This window comes from Micromonospora sp. AP08, assembly GCF_008085935.1.
GTDB classification, from domain to species: Bacteria; Actinomycetota; Actinomycetes; order Mycobacteriales; family Micromonosporaceae; genus Micromonospora; species Micromonospora chersina.
Window position 1 is genome coordinate 52,712 of record NZ_VSEZ01000008.1, and the last position, 18,986, is coordinate 71,697.

The 18,986-nt window shown below is 76.9% G+C and carries 13 protein-coding genes and 1 pseudogene; 8 read left to right on the forward strand and 6 right to left on the reverse strand.

Annotated features, from left to right (window positions below; genetic code table 11):
- The first annotated feature begins 40 nt into the window (after window positions 1–40).
- On the forward strand, window positions 41–601 hold the full coding sequence (locus FXF50_RS15495) for a helix-turn-helix domain-containing protein (RefSeq protein ID WP_148428419.1): 561 nt from the start codon (window positions 41–43) through the stop codon (window positions 599–601).
- Between the two features lie 10 nt (window positions 602–611).
- Here FXF50_RS15495 and FXF50_RS15500 read toward each other — a convergent pair whose 3' ends face one another.
- The 3 genes from FXF50_RS15500 to FXF50_RS15510 are packed head-to-tail and all read right to left on the reverse strand — an operon-like array spanning window position 612 to window position 3,236.
- Entirely contained in the window at window positions 612–1,580 is a 969-nt protein-coding gene (locus FXF50_RS15500) for an ATP-binding cassette domain-containing protein (protein ID WP_148428421.1), read from the reverse strand.
- Complete coding sequence (locus tag FXF50_RS15505; RefSeq protein WP_148428423.1) at window positions 1,577–2,392, reverse strand: ABC transporter permease; 816 nt, start codon at window positions 2,390–2,392, stop codon at window positions 1,577–1,579. Before FXF50_RS15505 ends, FXF50_RS15500 begins: the two co-directional genes overlap by 4 nt.
- Window positions 2,385–3,236 carry an ABC-2 family transporter protein gene (locus tag FXF50_RS15510; protein ID WP_148428425.1) on the reverse strand — a complete coding sequence of 284 codons (852 nt, stop codon included), beginning with the start codon at window positions 3,234–3,236 and terminating at the stop codon, window positions 2,385–2,387. Before FXF50_RS15510 ends, FXF50_RS15505 begins: the two co-directional genes overlap by 8 nt.
- 2,687 nt (window positions 3,237–5,923) lie before the next feature.
- Between FXF50_RS15510 and FXF50_RS30265 the strand changes: the two are divergent.
- The 3 genes and pseudogenes from FXF50_RS30265 to FXF50_RS15530 all read left to right on the forward strand — a co-directional run.
- Window positions 5,924–7,840: pseudogene (locus FXF50_RS30265) on the forward strand (hypothetical protein); the annotation flags it as partial.
- A gap of 790 nt (window positions 7,841–8,630) precedes the next feature.
- Window positions 8,631–9,275, forward strand: a complete 645-nt coding sequence (locus tag FXF50_RS30270; protein WP_370464118.1) for a WG repeat-containing protein — start codon at window positions 8,631–8,633, stop codon at window positions 9,273–9,275.
- Between the two features lie 74 nt (window positions 9,276–9,349).
- Window positions 9,350–10,348: an aldo/keto reductase family protein gene (locus FXF50_RS15530; RefSeq protein WP_148428427.1), complete on the forward strand. Its 999-nt coding sequence runs from the start codon at window positions 9,350–9,352 to the stop codon at window positions 10,346–10,348.
- A 106-nt stretch (window positions 10,349–10,454) separates the two neighbouring features.
- Here the strand turns inward: FXF50_RS15530 and FXF50_RS15535 are convergent, their stop codons facing one another.
- Together FXF50_RS15535 and FXF50_RS15540 are read right to left on the reverse strand one after the other, a co-directional pair.
- Entirely contained in the window at window positions 10,455–11,252 is a 798-nt protein-coding gene (locus tag FXF50_RS15535) for a site-2 protease family protein (protein WP_148428429.1), read from the reverse strand.
- Window positions 11,249–11,449 (reverse strand): hypothetical protein, encoded by a 201-nt coding sequence (locus FXF50_RS15540; protein WP_091320006.1) that lies wholly within the window; start codon window positions 11,447–11,449, stop codon window positions 11,249–11,251. The genes FXF50_RS15535 and FXF50_RS15540 overlap by 4 nt, the downstream gene beginning before the upstream one ends.
- 125 nt (window positions 11,450–11,574) lie before the next feature.
- Here FXF50_RS15540 and FXF50_RS30275 point away from each other — a divergent pair, with 125 nt between their 5' ends.
- From FXF50_RS30275 to FXF50_RS15560, 4 genes are all read left to right on the forward strand, one after another.
- Window positions 11,575–13,488: a serine/threonine-protein kinase gene (locus FXF50_RS30275; protein WP_187399688.1), complete on the forward strand. Its 1,914-nt coding sequence runs from the start codon at window positions 11,575–11,577 to the stop codon at window positions 13,486–13,488.
- A 51-nt stretch (window positions 13,489–13,539) separates the two neighbouring features.
- Window positions 13,540–15,510 carry a bifunctional adenosylcobinamide kinase/adenosylcobinamide-phosphate guanylyltransferase gene (locus FXF50_RS15550; protein ID WP_148428431.1) on the forward strand — a complete coding sequence of 657 codons (1,971 nt, stop codon included), beginning with the start codon at window positions 13,540–13,542 and terminating at the stop codon, window positions 15,508–15,510.
- A complete protein-coding gene (locus FXF50_RS15555; protein WP_148428433.1) occupies window positions 15,500–16,273 on the forward strand; it encodes an adenosylcobinamide-GDP ribazoletransferase in 774 nt (257 codons plus the stop codon). The genes FXF50_RS15550 and FXF50_RS15555 overlap by 11 nt, the downstream gene beginning before the upstream one ends.
- Window positions 16,274–16,337: 64 nt before the next feature.
- Window positions 16,338–17,630, forward strand: coding sequence for a DUF2314 domain-containing protein (locus FXF50_RS15560; protein WP_148428435.1), 1,293 nt, complete (start codon window positions 16,338–16,340; stop codon window positions 17,628–17,630).
- An 85-nt stretch (window positions 17,631–17,715) separates the two neighbouring features.
- Here the strand turns inward: FXF50_RS15560 and gcvT are convergent, their stop codons facing one another.
- On the reverse strand, window positions 17,716–18,846 hold the full coding sequence (gcvT, locus tag FXF50_RS15565; protein WP_148428437.1) for a glycine cleavage system aminomethyltransferase GcvT: 1,131 nt from the start codon (window positions 18,844–18,846) through the stop codon (window positions 17,716–17,718).
- Window positions 18,847–18,986: the final 140 nt, after the last annotated feature.

The window sequence follows — 18,986 nt, forward strand, 5'->3', positions numbered from 1 at the left end:
CGTTCGTCAAACCGAACAAACCGACCGACGGAGCGAACACATGGCGATCGACCCCGCTCCCCCGCTCGCCACCATCGCGGCCGCCCTGCGGCGGGAGCGTGACCGGGCGGGACTGTCGCTGACCGAGCTGGCCCGCCGCGCCGGCATCGCCAAGTCGACCCTGTCCCAGCTGGAGTCGGGCGTCGGTAACCCCAGCGTGGAGACGCTGTGGGCCCTCGGGGTGGCGCTGGACGTACCGTTCAGCCGCCTGGTCGAACCCCCTACCGCCGCCGTCCGGGTGGTCCGCGCCGGCGAGGGGCCGCGGGTCCGCTCCGAGCACGCCGACTTCTCGGCCACCCTGCTGGCCGCCGGCGCACCCCACGCCCGGCGCGACGTCTACGTCATGGAGCTGGAACCCGGTGCCGTACGGCTCGCGGAGGCCCACACCCCGCGCAGCGTCGAGCACGTGGTGGTCGCGGCCGGGCGGATGCGCGTCGGCCCGGAGACCGACCTGGTCGAGCTGGGACCGGGCGACTACGCCACGTTCCCCGGCGACACCCCGCACCGGTACGAGGCGCTGGCCCCCGGCACCTTCGCCGTGCTCGTGATGGAACACCCGTGAGGGCGGCCGCTCAGCCCACCTCGGCCGGGGCGCGGTAGAGCCGGGCCACGACCTCCTCGATGTCCGGCTCCACGATCGAAATGTCCCGGAGCGTGGCCAGACCGGCCAGCCCGGCCACCACCTCGGCGACGCTCGCCGACTCCAGCGCGAACACCAGCCGGCGACCGTCCGCCTCCACCCGCTGCACGGGCGCGCCGGGCAGCACCGGCGGCGCGGGCAGCGCGGCGTCCAGCTCGGCCACCACCATCCGGCGGGAACCGTACCGGCTGTGCAGCGCGGCGATCGAGCCGTCGTGCACCACCCGCCCGTGGTCGATCACCACCAGGCGCCGGCACAGCCGCTCGATGTCGGCCAGGTCGTGGGTGGTGAGCACCAACGTGGTGTCGCCGGCCCGGCCCAGCTCCGCCAGGAAGCCGCGAACCGCCTGCTTGCTGACCACGTCCAGCCCGATGGTCGGCTCGTCCAGGAACAGCACCTCGGGGCCGTGCAGCAGGGCGGCGGTCAGCTCGCCGCGCATCCGCTGGCCGAGGGAGAGCTGCCGGACCGGGGTGTCCAGGAACTCGTCCAGGTCGAGCAGGCTCCGGCAGCGGGCCAACTGGGCCGCGTGCTCGCCGGCCGGCACCCGGTAGACGTGCCGCAGCAGCGCGAACGAGTCCCGCAGCGGCAGGTCCCACCAGAGCTGCGAGCGCTGCCCGAAGACCACGCCGATGCGCAGCGCCAGCCGGGTCCGGTTCGGCACCGGCCGCAGCCCGCAGACCCGGGCCGCGCCCGCCGACGGCATCAGCACGCCGGTGAGCATCTTGAGGGTGGTCGACTTGCCCGCGCCGTTCGGACCGATGTAGCCGAGCATCTCGCCCCGCTCCACGCGCAGGTCCACCCCGTCGACCGCGGTGACCGTCCGCTTCTCCCGGCGCAGCCGGCCGGCCTTCACGCGGACGGTGAACTCCTTGCGCAGCCCGTCCATCTCGATCACGTTCACGATCCCGTACTCCGGTAGTGGCGGATCCCGACGCGCCAGGCCAGGGCGGCGACCGCCGCCGCGACCAGCGCGACGCCGGGCGAGGCCCAGCCGACCCAGGGCGGCAGGCCCAGCGGGTCGGCCCGGCCGAGCAGCGCCAGCGCCGGGTGGTAGCTGACAAAGGCGAAACCCAGCCCGTACGCGAAGATCGCGCGGAACCAGCCGCCGTAGACGGTGACCGGGTACGACGTGAAGTCGCGCCCGCCGTAGGTGACCGAGTTGGCCATCTCCCCCGAGTCGACCCAGTAGAACGAGACGGTGGCGGTGGTGACGAAGACCGCCGCGAAGAAGACCAGCGCGGCGATCGGGGCGACCACCGCCAGCGCCACCCGGCCCGGCGTCCACGCGATGCCGGCCGAGACCAGCGCGAACAGCAGCACGGCCAGCCCGAAGACCGCCCGGGAGACCTTGCGCAGCGGCAGGTCCATGAGCAGCAGCTGGGGCAGCGCGGCCAGCGGCCGGACCAGCACGGCGTCGAACAGGCCGGTACGCACGTACCGGGGCAGCCGCTCGATGTTGCCCACCAGCAGATCGGCGGTGGCGAACGCGAACGACGACAGGCCGACGACGACGAGCGTCTCACGCAGCGTGAAGCCGCCCAGCTCCCGGGTGACCCCGAAGAGCACCAGCACGGTCACCACGTCGAACACGGTGGCGCCCATGTTGCCGACCAGGTCCACGACGAACGAGGTGCGGTACGCCGCCTGCGACCGGGCCTGCGCCCCGAGCAGCGCCCGGTACGCCCGCAACGCCCCCGTCCCCGGCTCAGCCACCCTGCACCACCAGCCGGTGCTCGGCCCGGCGCTGCACCAGCCGGCAGAGCGCCAGCAGCAGGACCGCCCAGCCGAGCTGGAGCCCGACCAGCCCCAGCTCCGTGGGCACCGGCTCCCGCTCAACCAGCACGTCGAGCGGCACCTGCAACAGGCTGGGGAACGGGGTGGCGTACCGCAGGGTGGCCTCCAGCCAGCCCGGGAGGAAGCCGAGCGGGAAGTAGAGGCCGGCGAGCACGCCGGAGCCCAGCGTCCAGAGGATCATCGGCCCGCGGACGTCCTGCAACCAGTACGCGGTCGCGTTGACCAGGTAGCGGCAGGCGAAGCAGACCAGCACGGCGAGCAGCACGGAGAGCGCGAAGAGCGGCGGGGTGGCCCAGTGCCGGGGCAGGTAGACGTCGAAGAAGAACGGGCCGATGATCACCGGCGGCAGCAGCCGGGCCAGCGAGGCGAACCCGGCCCGACCCAGGTCGGTGGCGAGGTAGCTCGTCACCGGGTGCACCGGGCGGAGCAGGTCGGCGGCGATCTCCCCGGTCCGGATCCGGTCGGCCAGTTCGGTCCAGCCCCAGATCGCGATGACCGCGAGCAGCCCCTGGCCCGCCCAGACGAAGGTGCCGAGCTGGGCGCGGTCGTAGCCGGCCACCGTGCCGGCCGCGCCGGCCACCGCGAGGAAGATGTAGCAGCGCAGGAAGCCGAAGACGGTGTTCGTGACGACGCCCGCCACGGCCGCCTGCCGGTAGGTGGCGTGCCGTCGGAAGCCGGAGGCCACTATCGCGACGAATGTCCGAAACCATCGGGTAACGTTTGGATCCGTGGGCGGTGCCACAGTGGCGGTGACCGAGCCCACGCCGCTACCCTCCTTCCGCAGCCCCGAGGTGCTGGACCGGGCGACTCTACCGGCACATCGGGGTGCCCAGCGCGACAATTTCCAACGAGGTGACATCGCCGTGAGCGAGCGACGCGAGCCGGCCCCGGGGCCGCGCCGCGCGGGCGGCGACAGGGTCCCCCGATGAGCGGCTGGGACCGCTGGCGCGAGCTGGCCGATCCGTCCTGGGCGGCCGAGCCCACCCACGAGTGGCGTCCACAGTTCCCCGGGCAGCGCTATCCGGGCGACATCGGCCTCGAACACCTGACTCCGCCCGCGCCCCGCGGCCGGTCCGCCGTGGTCGGCCGGGCCGAGGTGCACCCCGTCGGCCCGGCGCCCGGTGGTGAGGACGCGTACCCCGTCAGCCCGGCCGGACCGGACGACCTGAACGGGCCGCGCGGCACGTACCCGGCCGGACCGGAGGACCTGGACGGGCGACGCGGCGCGTACCCCGTCAGCCCCGCCGGTCCCGACGGCCTTGACCGGCGGCGCGGCGCATACCCCGTCAGCCCCGCTGGGCCGGACGACCTCGACCGGCGGCGCGGCACGTACCCCGTCAGCCCCGCCGGGCCGGACGACCTCGACCGGCGGCGCGGCACGTACCCGGTCAGCCCCGCCGCGCCGGACGACCTCGACGGGCGGCGCGGCGGGTGGCCGAACGGGGACGGCCGGCGGCCCGAGGACGGTCCTCGGCGCGGTGCGCCGGGCGACCGGTACGACCAGCGTTGGGTGCGCCCGGAGCCGGCGCGTGGGACGGCGCCGCACCGGCAGGTCTCCCCGGCCCCCGAGCCGGGCTGGCTTCCCGAGCCGGGCGAACACCCACACCACGCGCCGCCACGTTCGGGCCGGCCGGATCAGCGCCGCGGGCCGGCCGCTCCTCCGCCCGGCGGACCGGTGGAGCGGCGCGAAGCGGCGTTCGACGGGCGACGCGACCGCGCCTTCGACAGCGGGCGGGACGTGGCGTTCGACGACCGGCGGGATCCGGCGTTCGACGGCCGGCGGGATCCGGCGTTCGACGGCCGGCGGGATCCGGCGTTCGACGATCGCCGCCGGGAGGCGGCGTTCGGTGGTGGGCGCGAGGTGGACTTCGAGCGCCGGGACCCGGCCTTCGACGGGCGGCCGGGCCGGCGAGCGGCCGACCCGGGGCGCCCGGCGGACCGGCGCGACCAGGACGTGCCCGCCCGGCGGGACCACGGCCACGACGGCCGGCGCGACGCCGGCATGGCCCGCCCGAACGACCGGCGGGACCAGGACTTCGGCCGCCCGGGCGACCGGGGTTTCGACGGGGCGCCGCGCCGCGAGCCGGACCAGGGCCACGAGGGGTCGCCGCGCCGGGAGCCGGGCCGGGGTTACGACGGCCCGCCGCGCCGCGAGCCGGACCGGGGGTTCGACGGTCCGCCGCGCCGGGAGGCCGCCGCGCGCGCCGAGACGTACCGGGAGGCGCCCGAGACCGGGCGCCGGCCGGTGGACCCGTACCGCGCCGAGCCGGGCCGGTACGCCGAGCCGCGTCCCGCCGCGTTCCGGCCGGAGGAGCGGTGGGACGGCCAGCGCCCCCCGGGCGACCGTGCCCGCCCGCACCACGAGGAGTGGCCGGTCGTCGAGCGGCGGCCGCGCACCGAGCCGGCCGGGCACCGGCCCGACGAGCGTCAGCGCCCGCCGGTCGACCGGCCCGGCCCCGACGGCCGACCCGCACGGCCGATGGACGACGAGGCTCGCTACGAGGGTCGTCGCCCCGACCCGGCCGGTCCGCGACCCGAGTCGGGACGTCCCCGGCCGGAGCCCGTGGACAGCCCGCCCGAGCCGGTCCGTCCCCGGCCCGAGTTCAACGGCCCGCGCCCGGAGTCCGTCGGCCCGCGCCCCGAGTCGGTCGGCCCGCGGCCGGACTCCGTCGGCCCGCGCCCCGAGTCGGTCGGCCCGCGGCCGGAGTTCCGAAGGCGGCCGGACGGGTGGCAGGGGCGGCCGGGCGAGCCCGGACCGGCCCGCCCGGGCGACGGCTGGCGCCCGTCGGACGAGCCGGCCGCGCGTAACCGCCCCGACGACCTGCGGGACCGGCCGGCGCGCTCGGACGAGATCCGGCACCAGCCCCAGGCCGGCGCGCGCCCGGACCAGGAACGGGAAGCGGCCATGCCGGCCGCCCCGACCCGGCCCGGAGAACGGCAGGACCGGCCGACCGCGCCGCCTCCGCCGCGCGCCGACGACGCCCACCGGCGACCCGTGCCGCCCGCGCGGCCGGACGAGCGGCCTGTGCCCTCGGCGCGGCCGGACGAGCGGCCCTTGCCCATGGCGCGGCCGGACGAGCGGCCCACGCGGCCGGACGAGCGGCCCCTGCCCATGGGGCGGCCAGACGAGCGGCCCGCGCCGGACGAGCGACGGCAGCCGGCGATGCCGGCCCCGGAGGCCCGCCCCGACGAGGTCCGGCGCCCGCCGATGCAGCCGGCGAACCGGCCCGACCCGCGCCCGACGGCGCCCACCTCCGGCGCGCCGGTGTCGGCCACGCCGGTGTCGGGCGCACCGGTCGCCAACGTGCCCGCCTCCGGCATGCCCGTGCCCGGGGCACCCTTCTCGGGGCCGCCGGTCTTCGATGCGCCGATTCCCGGCCGTCCGGCGTCCGGCGCTCCCGTCTCCGGCGCGCCCGTTTCGGGTCCGCCCGTCTCCGGGGCTCCCGTCTCCGGGGCTCCCGTGTCCGGGGCTCCCACCTCAGGCACGCCCGTCTTCGGTCCGCCCGTTTGGGGGCCGCCCGTCCATCCGGGCGACCGACCGGTGCCGGGCGATCGGCCGGGCCGGCCGGCGGGATCGGAGGCGGCGAGCACGCCTACCGATCCCACCGAGCGGCCAACGCTGGACGAGTGCCGCGACCGCCAGGCCCCACCGGTGGCTCCGGCCGACGCGCCGCCCGCCGCCAACCTCCGCGTCGAGTTCCTGCCCAGCCCCGCCGGCTCCTCGCCGCCGCCCGACCGCCCGGCGCCGGCCGACCGCGGCGAGCCGGCAACGCCGACCACCCATGGCCAGGACGTCCGGCCGGCCCCGGCGCCGCAGGCCCGACCCTTCGACGCTCCCACCCCAGCGCCGGCCGTACCGGCCCCGGCCGCACCGACGCCGGCCCGACCCGCGCCGCCCGCCTACCCCGGCCCGGGAGCCGACCGGCCCGAGCACACCGTCGTGCCGACCGTGCGCGCCGAAGGGCCCGGCGCGGTCAGCACGCCGCACGCCGGGGACGCCCGGCCGGGCAACAACCCAGGCCCGACCACGCCCGGCGAGGACCGCCGGCCGGGCAGTACCGCCGGCCCGACCCCGCCCGCCCGGGCCGACCGGCCGTCGGACGAAGGCCATGCGACCACACCGCACGCCCCGGCTTCGCCGGAGGCGGGCAACCGCGTGTCTCCACCGGTCACCACCGACCGGCACGAAGCGATGTCCGCACCGGTCACCACCGACCGGCACGAAGTGGCGTCCACATCAGTCACCACCGACGGGCACGGAGGAAGCGCAGAGGTCGCCGACCGGCCGGAGGAGGCGGCGCCCGCGCGGCCCGCCGAACCGGCGGGCGGCGGCGCGGACGCCTGGTTCCGGCCGAGTACCCCGGTGTCGCCGGACGCTCCGACGGAGACGTCCGCCCCGGTGCACGCCCCGCACAACGTCCCGGCACCCGACGCGACCGGGACCGCGCCGGAGGCGGAGCTGTCCAACCGGTCCCACGGCGCTCGCGTGCTCGCCGGTCCGGAGGCAGCCGCACCGGGCCCGGACCGGTCCACCTCGACCGCCGACCTCCAGGCCGGGTCGGCCCCGGATGCTCTGGGTGCGTCTCTTGTCGCCCCAGCGACAACAACCGCACCCGAAGCCCACGTCGCCGGTTCGCGGGCGCCGTCCCTGCCCGCCGGGGGGATCGAGCCGGCCCCGGCCACACAGGTCGCGGAAATCCCCGGGCAGGACGCGGCAACGCCCGTTTCCGGAGCGCCCGCGCCGGGCCCGGCAGCGCCCGTCTCCGCGGTGCTGACGGCGAGCCCGGCCACGCCCGTCCCCGGCGCCCTCGTCCCTGGCGCCCCCGCCTCCGCTACGCCCGTCCCCGGGCCGTCCGCCTCCGCCACGCCCGTCTCCGGGCCGTCCGCCTCCGCCACGCCCGCCTCTGCCACGCCCGTCTCCGGGCCGCGGCCCGCCGCCGGTCTGGCGGCGCCAGTCCCCGGCCCGCCCGTCGACGACGTCCCGTCGGAGCCGACCACCACCGCACCGGCGTCCGCGCCCCACCAGCCCGCCGCGCCCGACCCACGGCTCCAGCCGGCTACCCGGGAGACGACCCCCGCGCCGGTCCCGACGCCGCACGCGCCGGCCGGAGCCGAGGTACCGGCTCAGGCCGCTGCTCCGGTCGCCACGACCCCCGACGTCGCCCCGGCGGCCCCCGCCCCGCAGACGCCGGCGCCGGCGCCAGCAGACGGACCGACAGAGGCCGCACCACGGGAATCCGCCCCGCCGCCAGTGACGTCGGGCGAGAGCCACGCGGCCCGCGACACCGCCCCGGTCGAGTTCCCGGACGAACCGGCCGCCGCCCCCGAGCAGCCACATCCTGTCCCGGCTCCACCGGCCCCCCTTGACGCGGCGGCACAGCCCACCACCGCCCCGGGAGCCGACACCACCCCGACCGGGGAGGCAGCGCCGCCGGCCGCGACGGAGCAGGGGACGCCAGAGCCCGACACTGACGCCGAGCGGCGGGAGAGCCCGGCGGACCCGGAGCAGGCCCTCGCCGCCGTCCGCTGGCGGCTGCACCCGGAGACCCTCCGCGAGGAGGCCCCCGATGCCCCGGCGCTGCGCGAGATCCGGGACGGACTCACCAGCAAGCTGGGCAACGCGCTGGACAACCGCAGCCGGGCCCGGCTGCTCAGCCTGCGCTCGGTGGCGTCCCGGATCCTCGGCGACCTCGACGACGCCCTGGCCGACGCGCGGCTCGCCCTCACGTACGCGGAGGCCACCGGCGAGTTGCGGCGGACCGCGCTGGCCCGCGCGCGGCTGGCCGAGGTGCTGCGCTGGCGGGGTGAGCACGCGGAGGCCGACCGGCTCTTCGCGGAGGCCAACTCGCCGGAGCTGCCCGACCGGCTGCGCGCGGTGCTGCACGAGCACGCCGGCCGCTCCTGCTACGACCAGGGCCGGCTGACGGAGGCGTGCCTGCACTTCGAGCGGGCTCTGGACCTGCGCCAGGGCGAGGACCCGGAGCTGAACGCCCGCACCTCGCTGGCGTTGGACGCGGTCGCGGAGCGGGCCGCGACGGGCGGGTTCGGGCCGAAGCCGCGCAGCCGGGAGACGGTCCTGGGCGGCGAGCGGCACCCGGTGCCGACCTTCGACGAGGAGCAGGAGCTCTGGGGGTACGCGGACGCCGAGGGCGACCTGGTGATCAGGCACCGGTACGCCGAGGTGCAGCCGTTCCGCGAGGGCCTGGCGTGGGTACGCCGCCCGGAGGCGTCCCGCTGGGCGCTGATCGACACCACCGGCGCGGCGCTGATCGAGGCGAACAACGGCTACCGGGCGGTGGGCTCGTTCTCGGAGGGGCTGTCCTGGGTGTCGATGGACGGCAAGGGCCGGTGGATGGCGGTCGACCGGACCAACATCGTGAAGATCCCGCCGGGCTACGAGGACGTGCGGCCGTTCCGGGGCGGCCTGGCGGCGGTCCGGCAGAACGGCGGTTGGGGCGCGGTGGACCGGACCGGTCAGGTGGTGGTGCCGACCCGCTACCACGGTCTGACGACCGCGTTGGCCGACGGCCGGCACGTGGACGGCTTCACCGAGGACGGCCTGGCCGTGGTGGAGCTGGCCGGCCGCCGTGGGGTGGTGGACCGGACCGGCCGGGTGCTGGTCGCGCCGGCGTACCCGACGGTGGTGGTGCATCCGGTGGCGTTCCTGATCGGCGACGAGTCGGGCCGGTGGGGCGCGCTGGACCGGCGGGGCGAGCGGCTGATCGAGCCGGCGCACCCGAGCCCGGCGGCCGTGGTCGCGGAGATCGACCGGTTGCTCGCCGACACCACCCCGGTGCTCTGACCCGCCGGACCCGGGGGCGGCACGGCCGGGAGCGCCGCATGTCGACCACGATCGGGCGGGGCTAGGGTCGGGTCATGGAATTCCGACACCTAGGCCGATCGGGCCTGCTGGTCAGCGAGATCTCGTACGGCAACTGGATCACCCACGGGTCGCAGGTCGAGGAGGAGGCGGCGACCGCCTGCGTGCGGGCCGCCCTGGACACCGGCATCACCACCTTCGACACGGCCGACGTCTACGCCGGCACGAAGGCCGAGGAGGTGCTCGGCCGCGCGCTGAAGGGCGAGCGGCGCGAGGGGCTGGAGATCTTCACCAAGGTGTACTGGCCGACCGGGCCGGGCCGCAACGACCGGGGCCTGTCCCGCAAGCACATCATGGAGTCGATCAACGGCTCGCTGCGCCGCCTGCAGACCGACTACGTGGACCTCTACCAGGCCCACCGCTACGACTACAGCACCCCGCTGGAGGAGACGATGGAGGCGTTCGCCGACATCGTGCACTCCGGCAAGGCGCACTACATCGGCGTCTCCGAGTGGAAGGCGTCGCAGATCCGGGCGGCTCACGCGCTGGCCCGCGAGCTGCGCATCCCGCTGGTGTCCAACCAGCCGCAGTACTCGATGCTGTGGCGGGTCATCGAGGCCGAGGTCATCCCCACCAGCGAGGAGCTGGGCGTCGGCCAGATCGTGTGGTCGCCGATGGCTCAGGGCGTGCTGTCCGGCAAGTACCTGCCGGGCCAGCCGCCGCCGGCCGGCTCCCGCGCCACCGACGAGAAGTCCGGCGCGGGCTTCATCGCGTCCTGGCTCAGCGACGACGTGCTCACCCGGGTGCAGCGGCTCAAGCCCCTGGCCGAGCAGGCGGGGCTCACCATGCCGCAGCTCGCCGTGGCCTGGGTGCTGCAGAACCCGAACGTCTCCTCGGCGATCGTCGGCGCCTCCCGGCCGGAGCAGGTGCACGACAACGTGAAGGCGGCGGGCGTGAAGCTCGACGCCGACCTGCTCAAGGCCATCGACGAGATCGTCGAGCCGGTCACCGAGCGGGACCCGGCGAAGACCGAGAGCCCGGCGCAGCGTCCGTGACGCTCTCCCCGGGCCGGCGCGACCTCCGCGCCGGCCCGGGCCCCCTCGGAGGTACGCACGAGCCGGAGCGCCCCGCCGCTGCGCGGCGGCTCCCACCGCGGGTGGGTCAGCCCCGCCAGAACCGGATGAGTTCGAGCCCGAGCACGTAGAGCTGGGGCGGCAGCCCGAGGAAGTCCGCCACGTCGAAGACGGCGCCGAAGAACCAGTTGCCGATCCGCGGGCTCCACAGCAGCGCGAACAGCAGGATGAAGCCGTACGGGGCGAACAGGTCGTACATCCGCCGGTACTCGGGGCTCAGCCACGGCTGGATCATGTTGCCGCCGTCCAGCCCGGGCACCGGCAGCAGGTTGAGCACGCTGGCGGTGAGCTGGAGGAACGCCAGCAGCCCCACGCCCGCCCAGAACTCCAGCGGGCCGCCCACGCCCGGGCCGATCCGCACGGCCAGCACCAGCAGCAGGGTGAACAGCACGTTGGTGGCCGGCCCGGCCAGGCTGACCAGGGTGTGCCGCAGCCGGCCGGGGATGGCGTGCCGGTCCACCCAGACCGCGCCGCCGGGCAGGCCGATGCCGCCCAGCAGCACCACCACGACCGGCAGCACGATGGACAGCAGCGGGTTGGTGTACTTCAGCGGGTTCAACGTCAGGTAGCCCCGGTGGGCGATGTCCCGGTCCCCGGCCCGGTACGCGACCACGGCGTGCGCGTACTCGTGCAGGCAGAGCGAGATCAGCCAGCCGGAGACCACGAAGAGGAAGACGTCGAACCGGACGTTGCCGAACCGGTTCCAGGTCATCACCCCGCTGGCCACGAAGATCGCGACCAGGGCGAGGAAGATCGCGCTGGGCCGGAACGCCGCCCGGGGCACCCCGAGCACCAGCGGGTCGCGCGGGCGGTCGTAGCCCGTCATTCGGCCGGGGGCAGCAGGCTCATCCGGTACTCCACCCGGTCGTCCTCGACGAGCGCGACGGAGGTGACGCCGGATGCCGCGAGCTCCCGCCAGGCCTGGCCGATCCACGATTCGGCGTCCGCCTGACTGGGGAACGACTCACCCGGCCCGTCGACCGAAGCGCCGTTCGTGCCCTCGTACCGCCAGCTCCACGCCATGCCGCGTCTCCCCTCGCCGCCGTCGCCCCTGGGACGGAAACCCCCGCAAGCCTAGTCGGCCCCGCGCGGGACGGCCCGGCCGCCACATGGATCATGCCGTCACCCCGGGCCGGTACGGTGACGCGGTGCTGACTCAAGGAGTGGTGCTCAGCGAGCGCTATCGGCTGGACGAACGCATCGCGACGGGCGGCATGGGGGCCGTCTGGAAGTGCACCGACACCCTGCTGGGCCGCGAGGTCGCGGTGAAGGTGCTGCTCCCCTCGCTGGTCGCCGACCCCGAGTTCACCACCCGCTTCCACGCCGAGGCCCGGATGCTGGCCGCGCTGCGGCACCCCGGCATCGTCCAGGTGCACGACTTCGGCTCCGCCACCCTCGCCGACGGCAGCCAGGTCAGCTACCTGGTGATGGAGTACGTCGACGGCGAGCCGCTGGTCACCTGGATCCGGCGCGCCGGCCGGCTCGACCCGGCGTCCACCATGTCGGTGGTGGCGCAGGCCGCGCACGCGCTGCACGCCGCCCACCTCGCCGGGATCGTGCACCGCGACGTGAAGCCCGGCAACCTGCTGGTGAAGCGGGACGGCACCGTGGTGCTCGTCGACTTCGGGATCGCCCGGGCCAGCACCATGGCGGGCATCACGGCCGCGCACATGGTGCTCGGCACCGCCTCGTACATGTCCCCGGAGCAGGCCGCCGGCCAGCCGGTGTCGCCGGTCACCGACGTCTACGCGCTCGGCGCGGTCGCGTACTTCTGCCTGGCCGGGCGGCCGCCCTTCGACGGCGACAACCCGCTCCAGGTGGCCATGCGGCACGTCCAGGACGAGCCGCCGCCGCTGGTCGGCACGCCCCCGGCGGTGGTCGAGGTGGTCAACCGGGCGCTGGCGAAGAGTCCGGCCGACCGGTTCCCGAGCGCGCTCGCCCTGGCCGAGGCCGCCCAGGACGCCCGCGACGCCACCCTCGCCGCCCTGCCCGTCCCGCCCCGCCCGCCGTGGGCGGTGGCCGGGCCGGCCGTGCCGGGCGCGGCCGTCCTGCCGGCGCCCGCGCCGATCCCGGCCCCGCCCGGGGGTACGCCGCCCGCCGGCCAGCCGCCCGCCACGTTCCCGGCCACGCCACCGCCCGCCCCGGCGGCCGGCCCCGCCGCCCACACCCCGACGCCCGGTCCCGTCTCCGCGCCCGGTCCCGCCTTTGCCGCTCCCGGCCACGCCGGGGCTTCCGGGCCGGTTTCCCCGCCGGGGCCGGCCTGGTCCGTCGGGGTAGCGCAGCCCGGGCCGCCGCCCGGCGGGGACGGCTCGGTGCGGGAACGGCACACCGGATCGGGTGTGCCGCCGACGCTGGAGGAGCCCGCGGAGCGCCGGGGGCGCGCCCGGGCGCTGGCACTGGCCGGGGCGGCCGGGGTGGTGGTGGTCGCCGTGGTGACGGCGGTGGTCGTGGCGACGTTGGGCTCCCCCGACGACAGGGATCCGGGGCAGCACCCGGCCGCGCTGGCCGGGGAGTCCGCGATCGCCGACCCCGTGCAGCCGGACGTCTCGGCCAGCGCCAGCGCCGGCGCCGGTGCGGAGCCGACGCCGAGCCGTACCGGCCGGCCGAGCCGCTCGCCGTCGGCCACGCCGAGCCGCCCGGCGGCGGACGCCGGCGCCCCGTCGAGCGAGGGTCCGGCGCCGACCACCGGCGCGCCGGCGCCGACCGCGAGCACGGCCGGGCCGAAGCAGCCGTACACGGCGGGGCAGGTGTGCGGCAGCGGCTACCAGGTGATCGACTCGGCGACCCTGACCGCCGGCGGGGTGCGAAAGGGCCGGGTCTACCTGCTCTACAGCACGGCCGCCGGCACCAACTGCGTGGTCACCCTCAAGGACACCGACGTCGGGCGGGCCACCACGGTGACCACGTACCTGGAGGTGCAGGGCAAGGCACGGCAGACCGCGAGCGGCAGCTACCAGTACTACGCCGGGCCGGTGCGGGCGAGCGCCGCCGGGGTCTGCGTGAAGTGGGGCGGGTCGGCGGGCGGGGCCAGCTACGCCAGCCCGTTCGAGCACTGCGACTGAGCCGACCGGGCCGGCGGGCGGTGACCCGCCGGACGGCTTTAAGGTACGGGCATGTCCGTTGACGGGTGGAACACCCTCCTGGTGCTCGGCGGTATCCGCTCCGGCAAGTCGGAGTTCGCCGAATCGGTGGTCGCCGACGCGCCCACGGTCCGGTACGTGGCCACCGCCCCCGCAGGGGACCCGGAGGACACCGAGTGGGCGACCCGCCTCGCGGCGCACCGCGCCCGCCGGCCGGGGAGCTGGACCACCGAGGAGACCGCCGCGGACCCCGGCCGGCTGGCCGAGGTGATCGCGGCGGCCGGGCCGAACGAGACGCTGCTCGTGGACGACCTGGGCGGCTGGGTGACCGTGCTGCTCGACCCGGCCCACCAGCCGGCCGACGACACGGCCACCATCACCGAGCTGGCCGCGGCGGTCCGCGCCAGCGCCGCCCGGCTGGTGCTGGTCAGCCCCGAGGTGGGCCTGTCCCTCGTGCCCACCACGCCGCTGGGCCGGGCGTTCACCGACGCGCTGGGCGCGACCAACCGTGCCGTCGCCGACGCCTGCGACGCCGTCGCGCTGGTGGTGGCCGGGCAGACCGCCTGGCTGAAGCCGGCCGCCACCCCGACCCACCCGGCCACGCCGGCCGGCCCCGGCCAGGCGGACGTCCCGGCGCAGGCCGGCCCCGGCCAGGGCGCGGCGCGGGCGGGCGCGCCGGACGAGGCGCTGCCCGAGGTGCTCACCCCCGCGGCGCCCGCCGCACCGGCACCGGCGCCGGCCGGCGCGCCCGGCCAGGCCGACTGGGCCGCGCCCACCATGGCGCTGCCGATGGTCGCCACCGGCCTGGTCATCCAGCCCGGCATGGAACTGCCCATGCCCGACGACTACACCGGCCCGCAGGCGGTCGACCGGCTGGCCACCCTGGACATCCCGGGCGCGGGCCTCGGCGTGCTGGAGCGGGTGGTCGGCTTCGCCGCCGCCACCCAGGGCACCGCGACCCCGTCGCCGTGGGGTCCGGTCCGGGTGCTGCTGCTGCACGGCGACCACGAGGGCGGTGCGTCGGCCGGCGCGACGCCCGGCGAGTCGGCCCGCCGCGCCCGGCAGGCCCGCGCCGGCAAGGGGGCCCTGGCCCGGCTGGCCGCCGAGAACGGCGCCAGCCTCCAGGTGGTCGAGACGCCCACCTCCGCGCCCATCGAGGAGGGACCGGCGCTCACCGGCGAGCGGGTCGAGTCGGCCCTGCGCTACGGCTGGCGGCTGGCCGAGCAGGCGGCCGACGCGGGCGTACAGCTGCTGGTGCTGGCGGCGTGCGGAGCCGGCACCGAGACGGCCGCCGCGGCGGTGCTGGCGGCCACGGCCGGCGCGGAACCCCCGGCGGTCCTCGGCCGGGTGATGAACGAGCAGGGCGAGTACGACGACGCCGCCTGGATGGTCCGCTGCGCGGCCGTGCGGGACGCGCTGCACCGCACCCGGCGCTCCCCCCGCGAGGCCAAGGACATCCTCGCCGAGCTGGGCGGCGGCGACGTGGCGGTGGCCACCGGTGTGCTGTTGGGCGCGACCGCCCGGCGCATCCCGGTGCTGCTGGACGGGCCGGTCGGGGTGGCCGCCGGCATGGTGAGCCGCGACCTCGCCGGGCAGGCCCGGCACTGGTGCCTGCTCCCCGACCACGGCGGCCGGCCGGGGGTGCGGCTCGCCGCCGACGTGCTGGGCCTGACCCCGCTGCTGGACCTGCGGCTCGACCTGGGCGAGGGCGCGACCGCGCTGGCCGCCCTGCCGCTGCTGCGCTCGGCCCTGACGCTCGCGGCCGGCCTGCCCGTGCACCCGTCGCTCGGCGGCGACGACGAGGACTTCGCCGAGCCCGAGCCGGCCGGCCCCGGGCCCACCAGCACCGAACCCGGGCCGGAGTTCGCCGAGCCGGAGCCGGCCGGGCCGGGGCCGACCAGCACCGAACCCGAGCCGGAGTTCGCCGAGCCGGAGCCGGCCGGGCCGGGGCCCACCACGACCGGGCCGGACGAGCCGGTGGCCCCCGGCCGCCGTGCCGACTGAGGGCCGGCTCGCCGACGGGATCCGGCTGGCGCTCACCACCTTCACCACGGCGCCGGTGCGCGCCGGCCGGGTGGACCGGGCCGCGGCCGGCGCCGCCATGGCGCTCGCCCCGGCGGTCGGTGCGCTGCTCGGGGCGCTGCTCGGGACCGTGCTGCTGCTCGCCGCGGCGATCGCGCCCCCGCTGGTCGCCGCCGGGGTGACCGTCGCGCTGGGCGCGCTGCTCACCCGGGGCCTGCACCTGGACGGGCTGGCCGACACCGTGGACGCGCTCGGCTCCTACCGGCGCGGGCCGGCGGCGCTGGAGATCATGAAGAAGCCGGACGTCGGCCCGTTCGGGGTGGTCGCGCTGGTGGTCGTACTCCTGCTCCAGGCCGCGGTGCTCGCGGAGCTGGCCGGGCGGTCCCGGCCGGCGGCCCTCGCGTCGGTGGTCGCCGCGACGGCGGCCGGGAGGCTGGGCGTCGCGCTGGCCTGCCGGCGCGGGGTGCCGGCGGCGCGGCCGGAAGGGCTGGGCGCGCTGGTGGCGGGCACGGTGGGGCCGGTCGCGCTGGTGGCGGGCACGGTCGCCGTCGCCCTGCTGGCCGTGCCGGCGGTGCCGGGCCGCCCGTGGCAGGGGCCGCTCGCCGTGCTCGCCGCGCTCGCCGTCGCGGCCGGGCTGCTGCGGCACCTGGTACGCCGGCTCGGCGGGATCACCGGCGACGTGCTGGGGGCCCTCGTGGAGATCGTCACCACGCTGTCCTACCTGGGACTGGTGCTGTCCGGCTGAGCGTCACCCGTCCGGGCGGGTAGCGTTCTCGGCGAGGTGCACCGGTGTGGTCGAGGGGGACGGCATGCTCATCACGGACGACTTCCTGCCCGTACCGGTGCCCGAGTCGCTGGACGCGACCTACCTGGTGCCGATCGTCGGCCTGCCGAAGGTGAGCCCGAAGACCGCGGTGGAGGGGCTGGCCGGCCGGCTCGCCGAGCCGGTGCACGGGCTGGCCCGGCAGATGCTGGACAGCCCGCTCATGACCGTGGACACCCGGCCGGTCAGCGAGTTCCCCGAGCTGCCGCCGGACCTGCTCACGGCGTTCGGGGCGACCGAGGCACAGCTGGCCCGGCTGGCCGCCGCCACGCACCTCGTGGTGGTGCAGGCCGAGTACCGGCCGGGCTGGCCGCCGGCGCACGAGTGGGCGGCCCGGGCGGTGGCCGCGGCGGTCGCCGAAACGGTCGACGGGGACGTCGTGGACGTCTTCGGGCTCCAGTTCCTCGACCCGGCGGCCGCGCTGCGGTCCCTCCCCGACGAGCAGGGGCGGATCCGGCTGGTCGACTGGGTGCTGGTGCCGTACTCGTCGGACGCCGACGGGCTGTGGTTCACCACGAAGGGGCTGCGCCGCTTCGGCCTGCTGGAGCTCCAGGCCCAGGGCGTGCCGGACCACCTGACCCGGGCGTGGGGCGCGGTGATGACCGGTGCCGCCCGGCGGCTGCTGCGGGACTGGACCGAGGGGCTGGCCGGCGAGGAGGTGCCGGCGTTCGTGCAGCTCCCGGTACTCGCCACGGTGACCGGGCACGACATCGCGGTGGCGTACGGCAATCCGGAGCAGCACGGTGCGACGGCGCCGGTGCTGCTGCGGCTGGAGCTGGACCCGGCGACCGACCCGGACGCCGACTCGTTCCTCACCCTCAACCCGCCGCCCGGGCACCCCGGGCCGCCCGGCCGCTACTTCGCCGCCGCCTGCGCGACCCTGTTCAACGGCATCCAGCCCGACGTCCGGTACGCCCGCTCCGGCGACGCGATGAGCCGGGCCATCGCCACGGCCCGTGCCGCGCTGGACGACATCCGGGCCCGCTTCCTCGCCGGCGGGCTCCCCGCGGAGAGCCAGCTCGTGGTCAAGTACGGCCTGCCCGGCGACGACGGCCCCGAGTACGTCTGGGCCGGGGTGACCTCATGGGACACCCCGGAGCGGATCGTCGGGGCGAGCGCCAGCGACGCCGCCGGCGACCCGACGGTGCGCATCGGCGCCCCCGTCGTGGTGGAGGCCGCCGACGTCGTCGACTGGGCCGTCCTGGACAGCACAGGCGTCATCGAGGGCGGCTGGACCCAGGCGGTCCTGGACGCCGGCGAACCCCCCACGGACTCCTGACCCACCCCGTCCCCGTCGATCATGAGGTTGGCGGCGATCCCGATCTCCCCGAGTGCCGCCAACTTCATGATCGTCCGAGGAGCGGTCAGCGGACGGAGGGCTTTACGAAGGGTGGGCGCGTCAGGCGCATCTGGGCGCGGCGGCCGCGGATGTCGACCTCCAGCGTCTCGCCGTCGGGGAGCTTCGGGTCGGTGTCGATCAGGGCCAGGGCGATGCCCTGCTTCCTCGTCGGGCTGAAGGTGCCGCTGGTGACGGTGCCGACCTGCTTGTCGCCCGCGTAGACGGCCATGCCGGGGCGCGGGATGGCCCGGTCGACCGCCTCCAGGCCGCGCAGCGTACGCGCGGGGCCGGCGGCCTTCTCGGCCCGCAGCACGTCGCGACCCCAGAAGGCCGGCTTGTCCCAGCCGACCGCCCAGCCGGAGCGGGCCTGCACCGGGGTGATGTCCAGGGAGAGGTCCTGCCCGTGCAGCGGGTACCCCATCTCGGTGCGCAGCGTGTCCCGCGCGGCCAGGCCGCAGGCGCGCAGCTCGTACGCGGCGCCGGCGGCGAACAGCGCGTCCCAGACGGCGAGCGCGTCGCCGGCCGGTACGACCAGCTCGTAGCCCAGCTCGCCGGTGTAGCCGGTGCGGCAGACGGTCAGCTCGACGCCCTCCAGCGAGGCGGTCGAGAAGCTCATGTAGTCGTGCTCCGTGGGCAGGCCGAGCGCGCCCAGCAGCTCCGCCGAGCGCGGCCCCTGGACGGCGAGCACCGCGTACGCCTCGTGCTCGTCGGTGACGACCACGTCGTCGGGCGCCGCGGCGCGCAACCGGCGGACCACCTCGGCGGTGTTCGCCGCGTTCGGCACCAGGAAGACGTGGTCCGCGGCGTGCAGGTAGGCGATGATGTCGTCCACCACGCCGCCGGTGGCGTCGTCGCAGCAGAGCGTGTACTGGGCCTTGCCCGGGCCGATCCGGCCGAGGTCGTTGGACAGGCAGGAGTTCACGAAGTCCGCGGCGCCCGGCCCGGTGACCCGGGCCTTGCCGAGGTGCGAGACGTCGAAGACGCCCACCCCGGTACGCACGGCCGTGTGCTCCTTGAGGACACCGCCGCCGGCGTACTCGAGCGGCATCTCCCAGCCCCCGAAGGGGGCGAACTTCGCGCCGAGCGCGGTGTGCCGCTCGTGCAGGGGGGAACGGCGCAGCCGGGTCGCGGCGGCGTCGGAGGTCACCTCGGTCATGGGTGCGAACTTACCGGCCCGTGACCGGCTGGTTAGCATCGGCGGGACACCCGCCTGCACCCATCAGCGGGACAGCCACGCGTTCGGCGGGTAGGTTCGCCGCCGGAGACCTTCATCGCCGGTACGCGACGCCGCGGCCG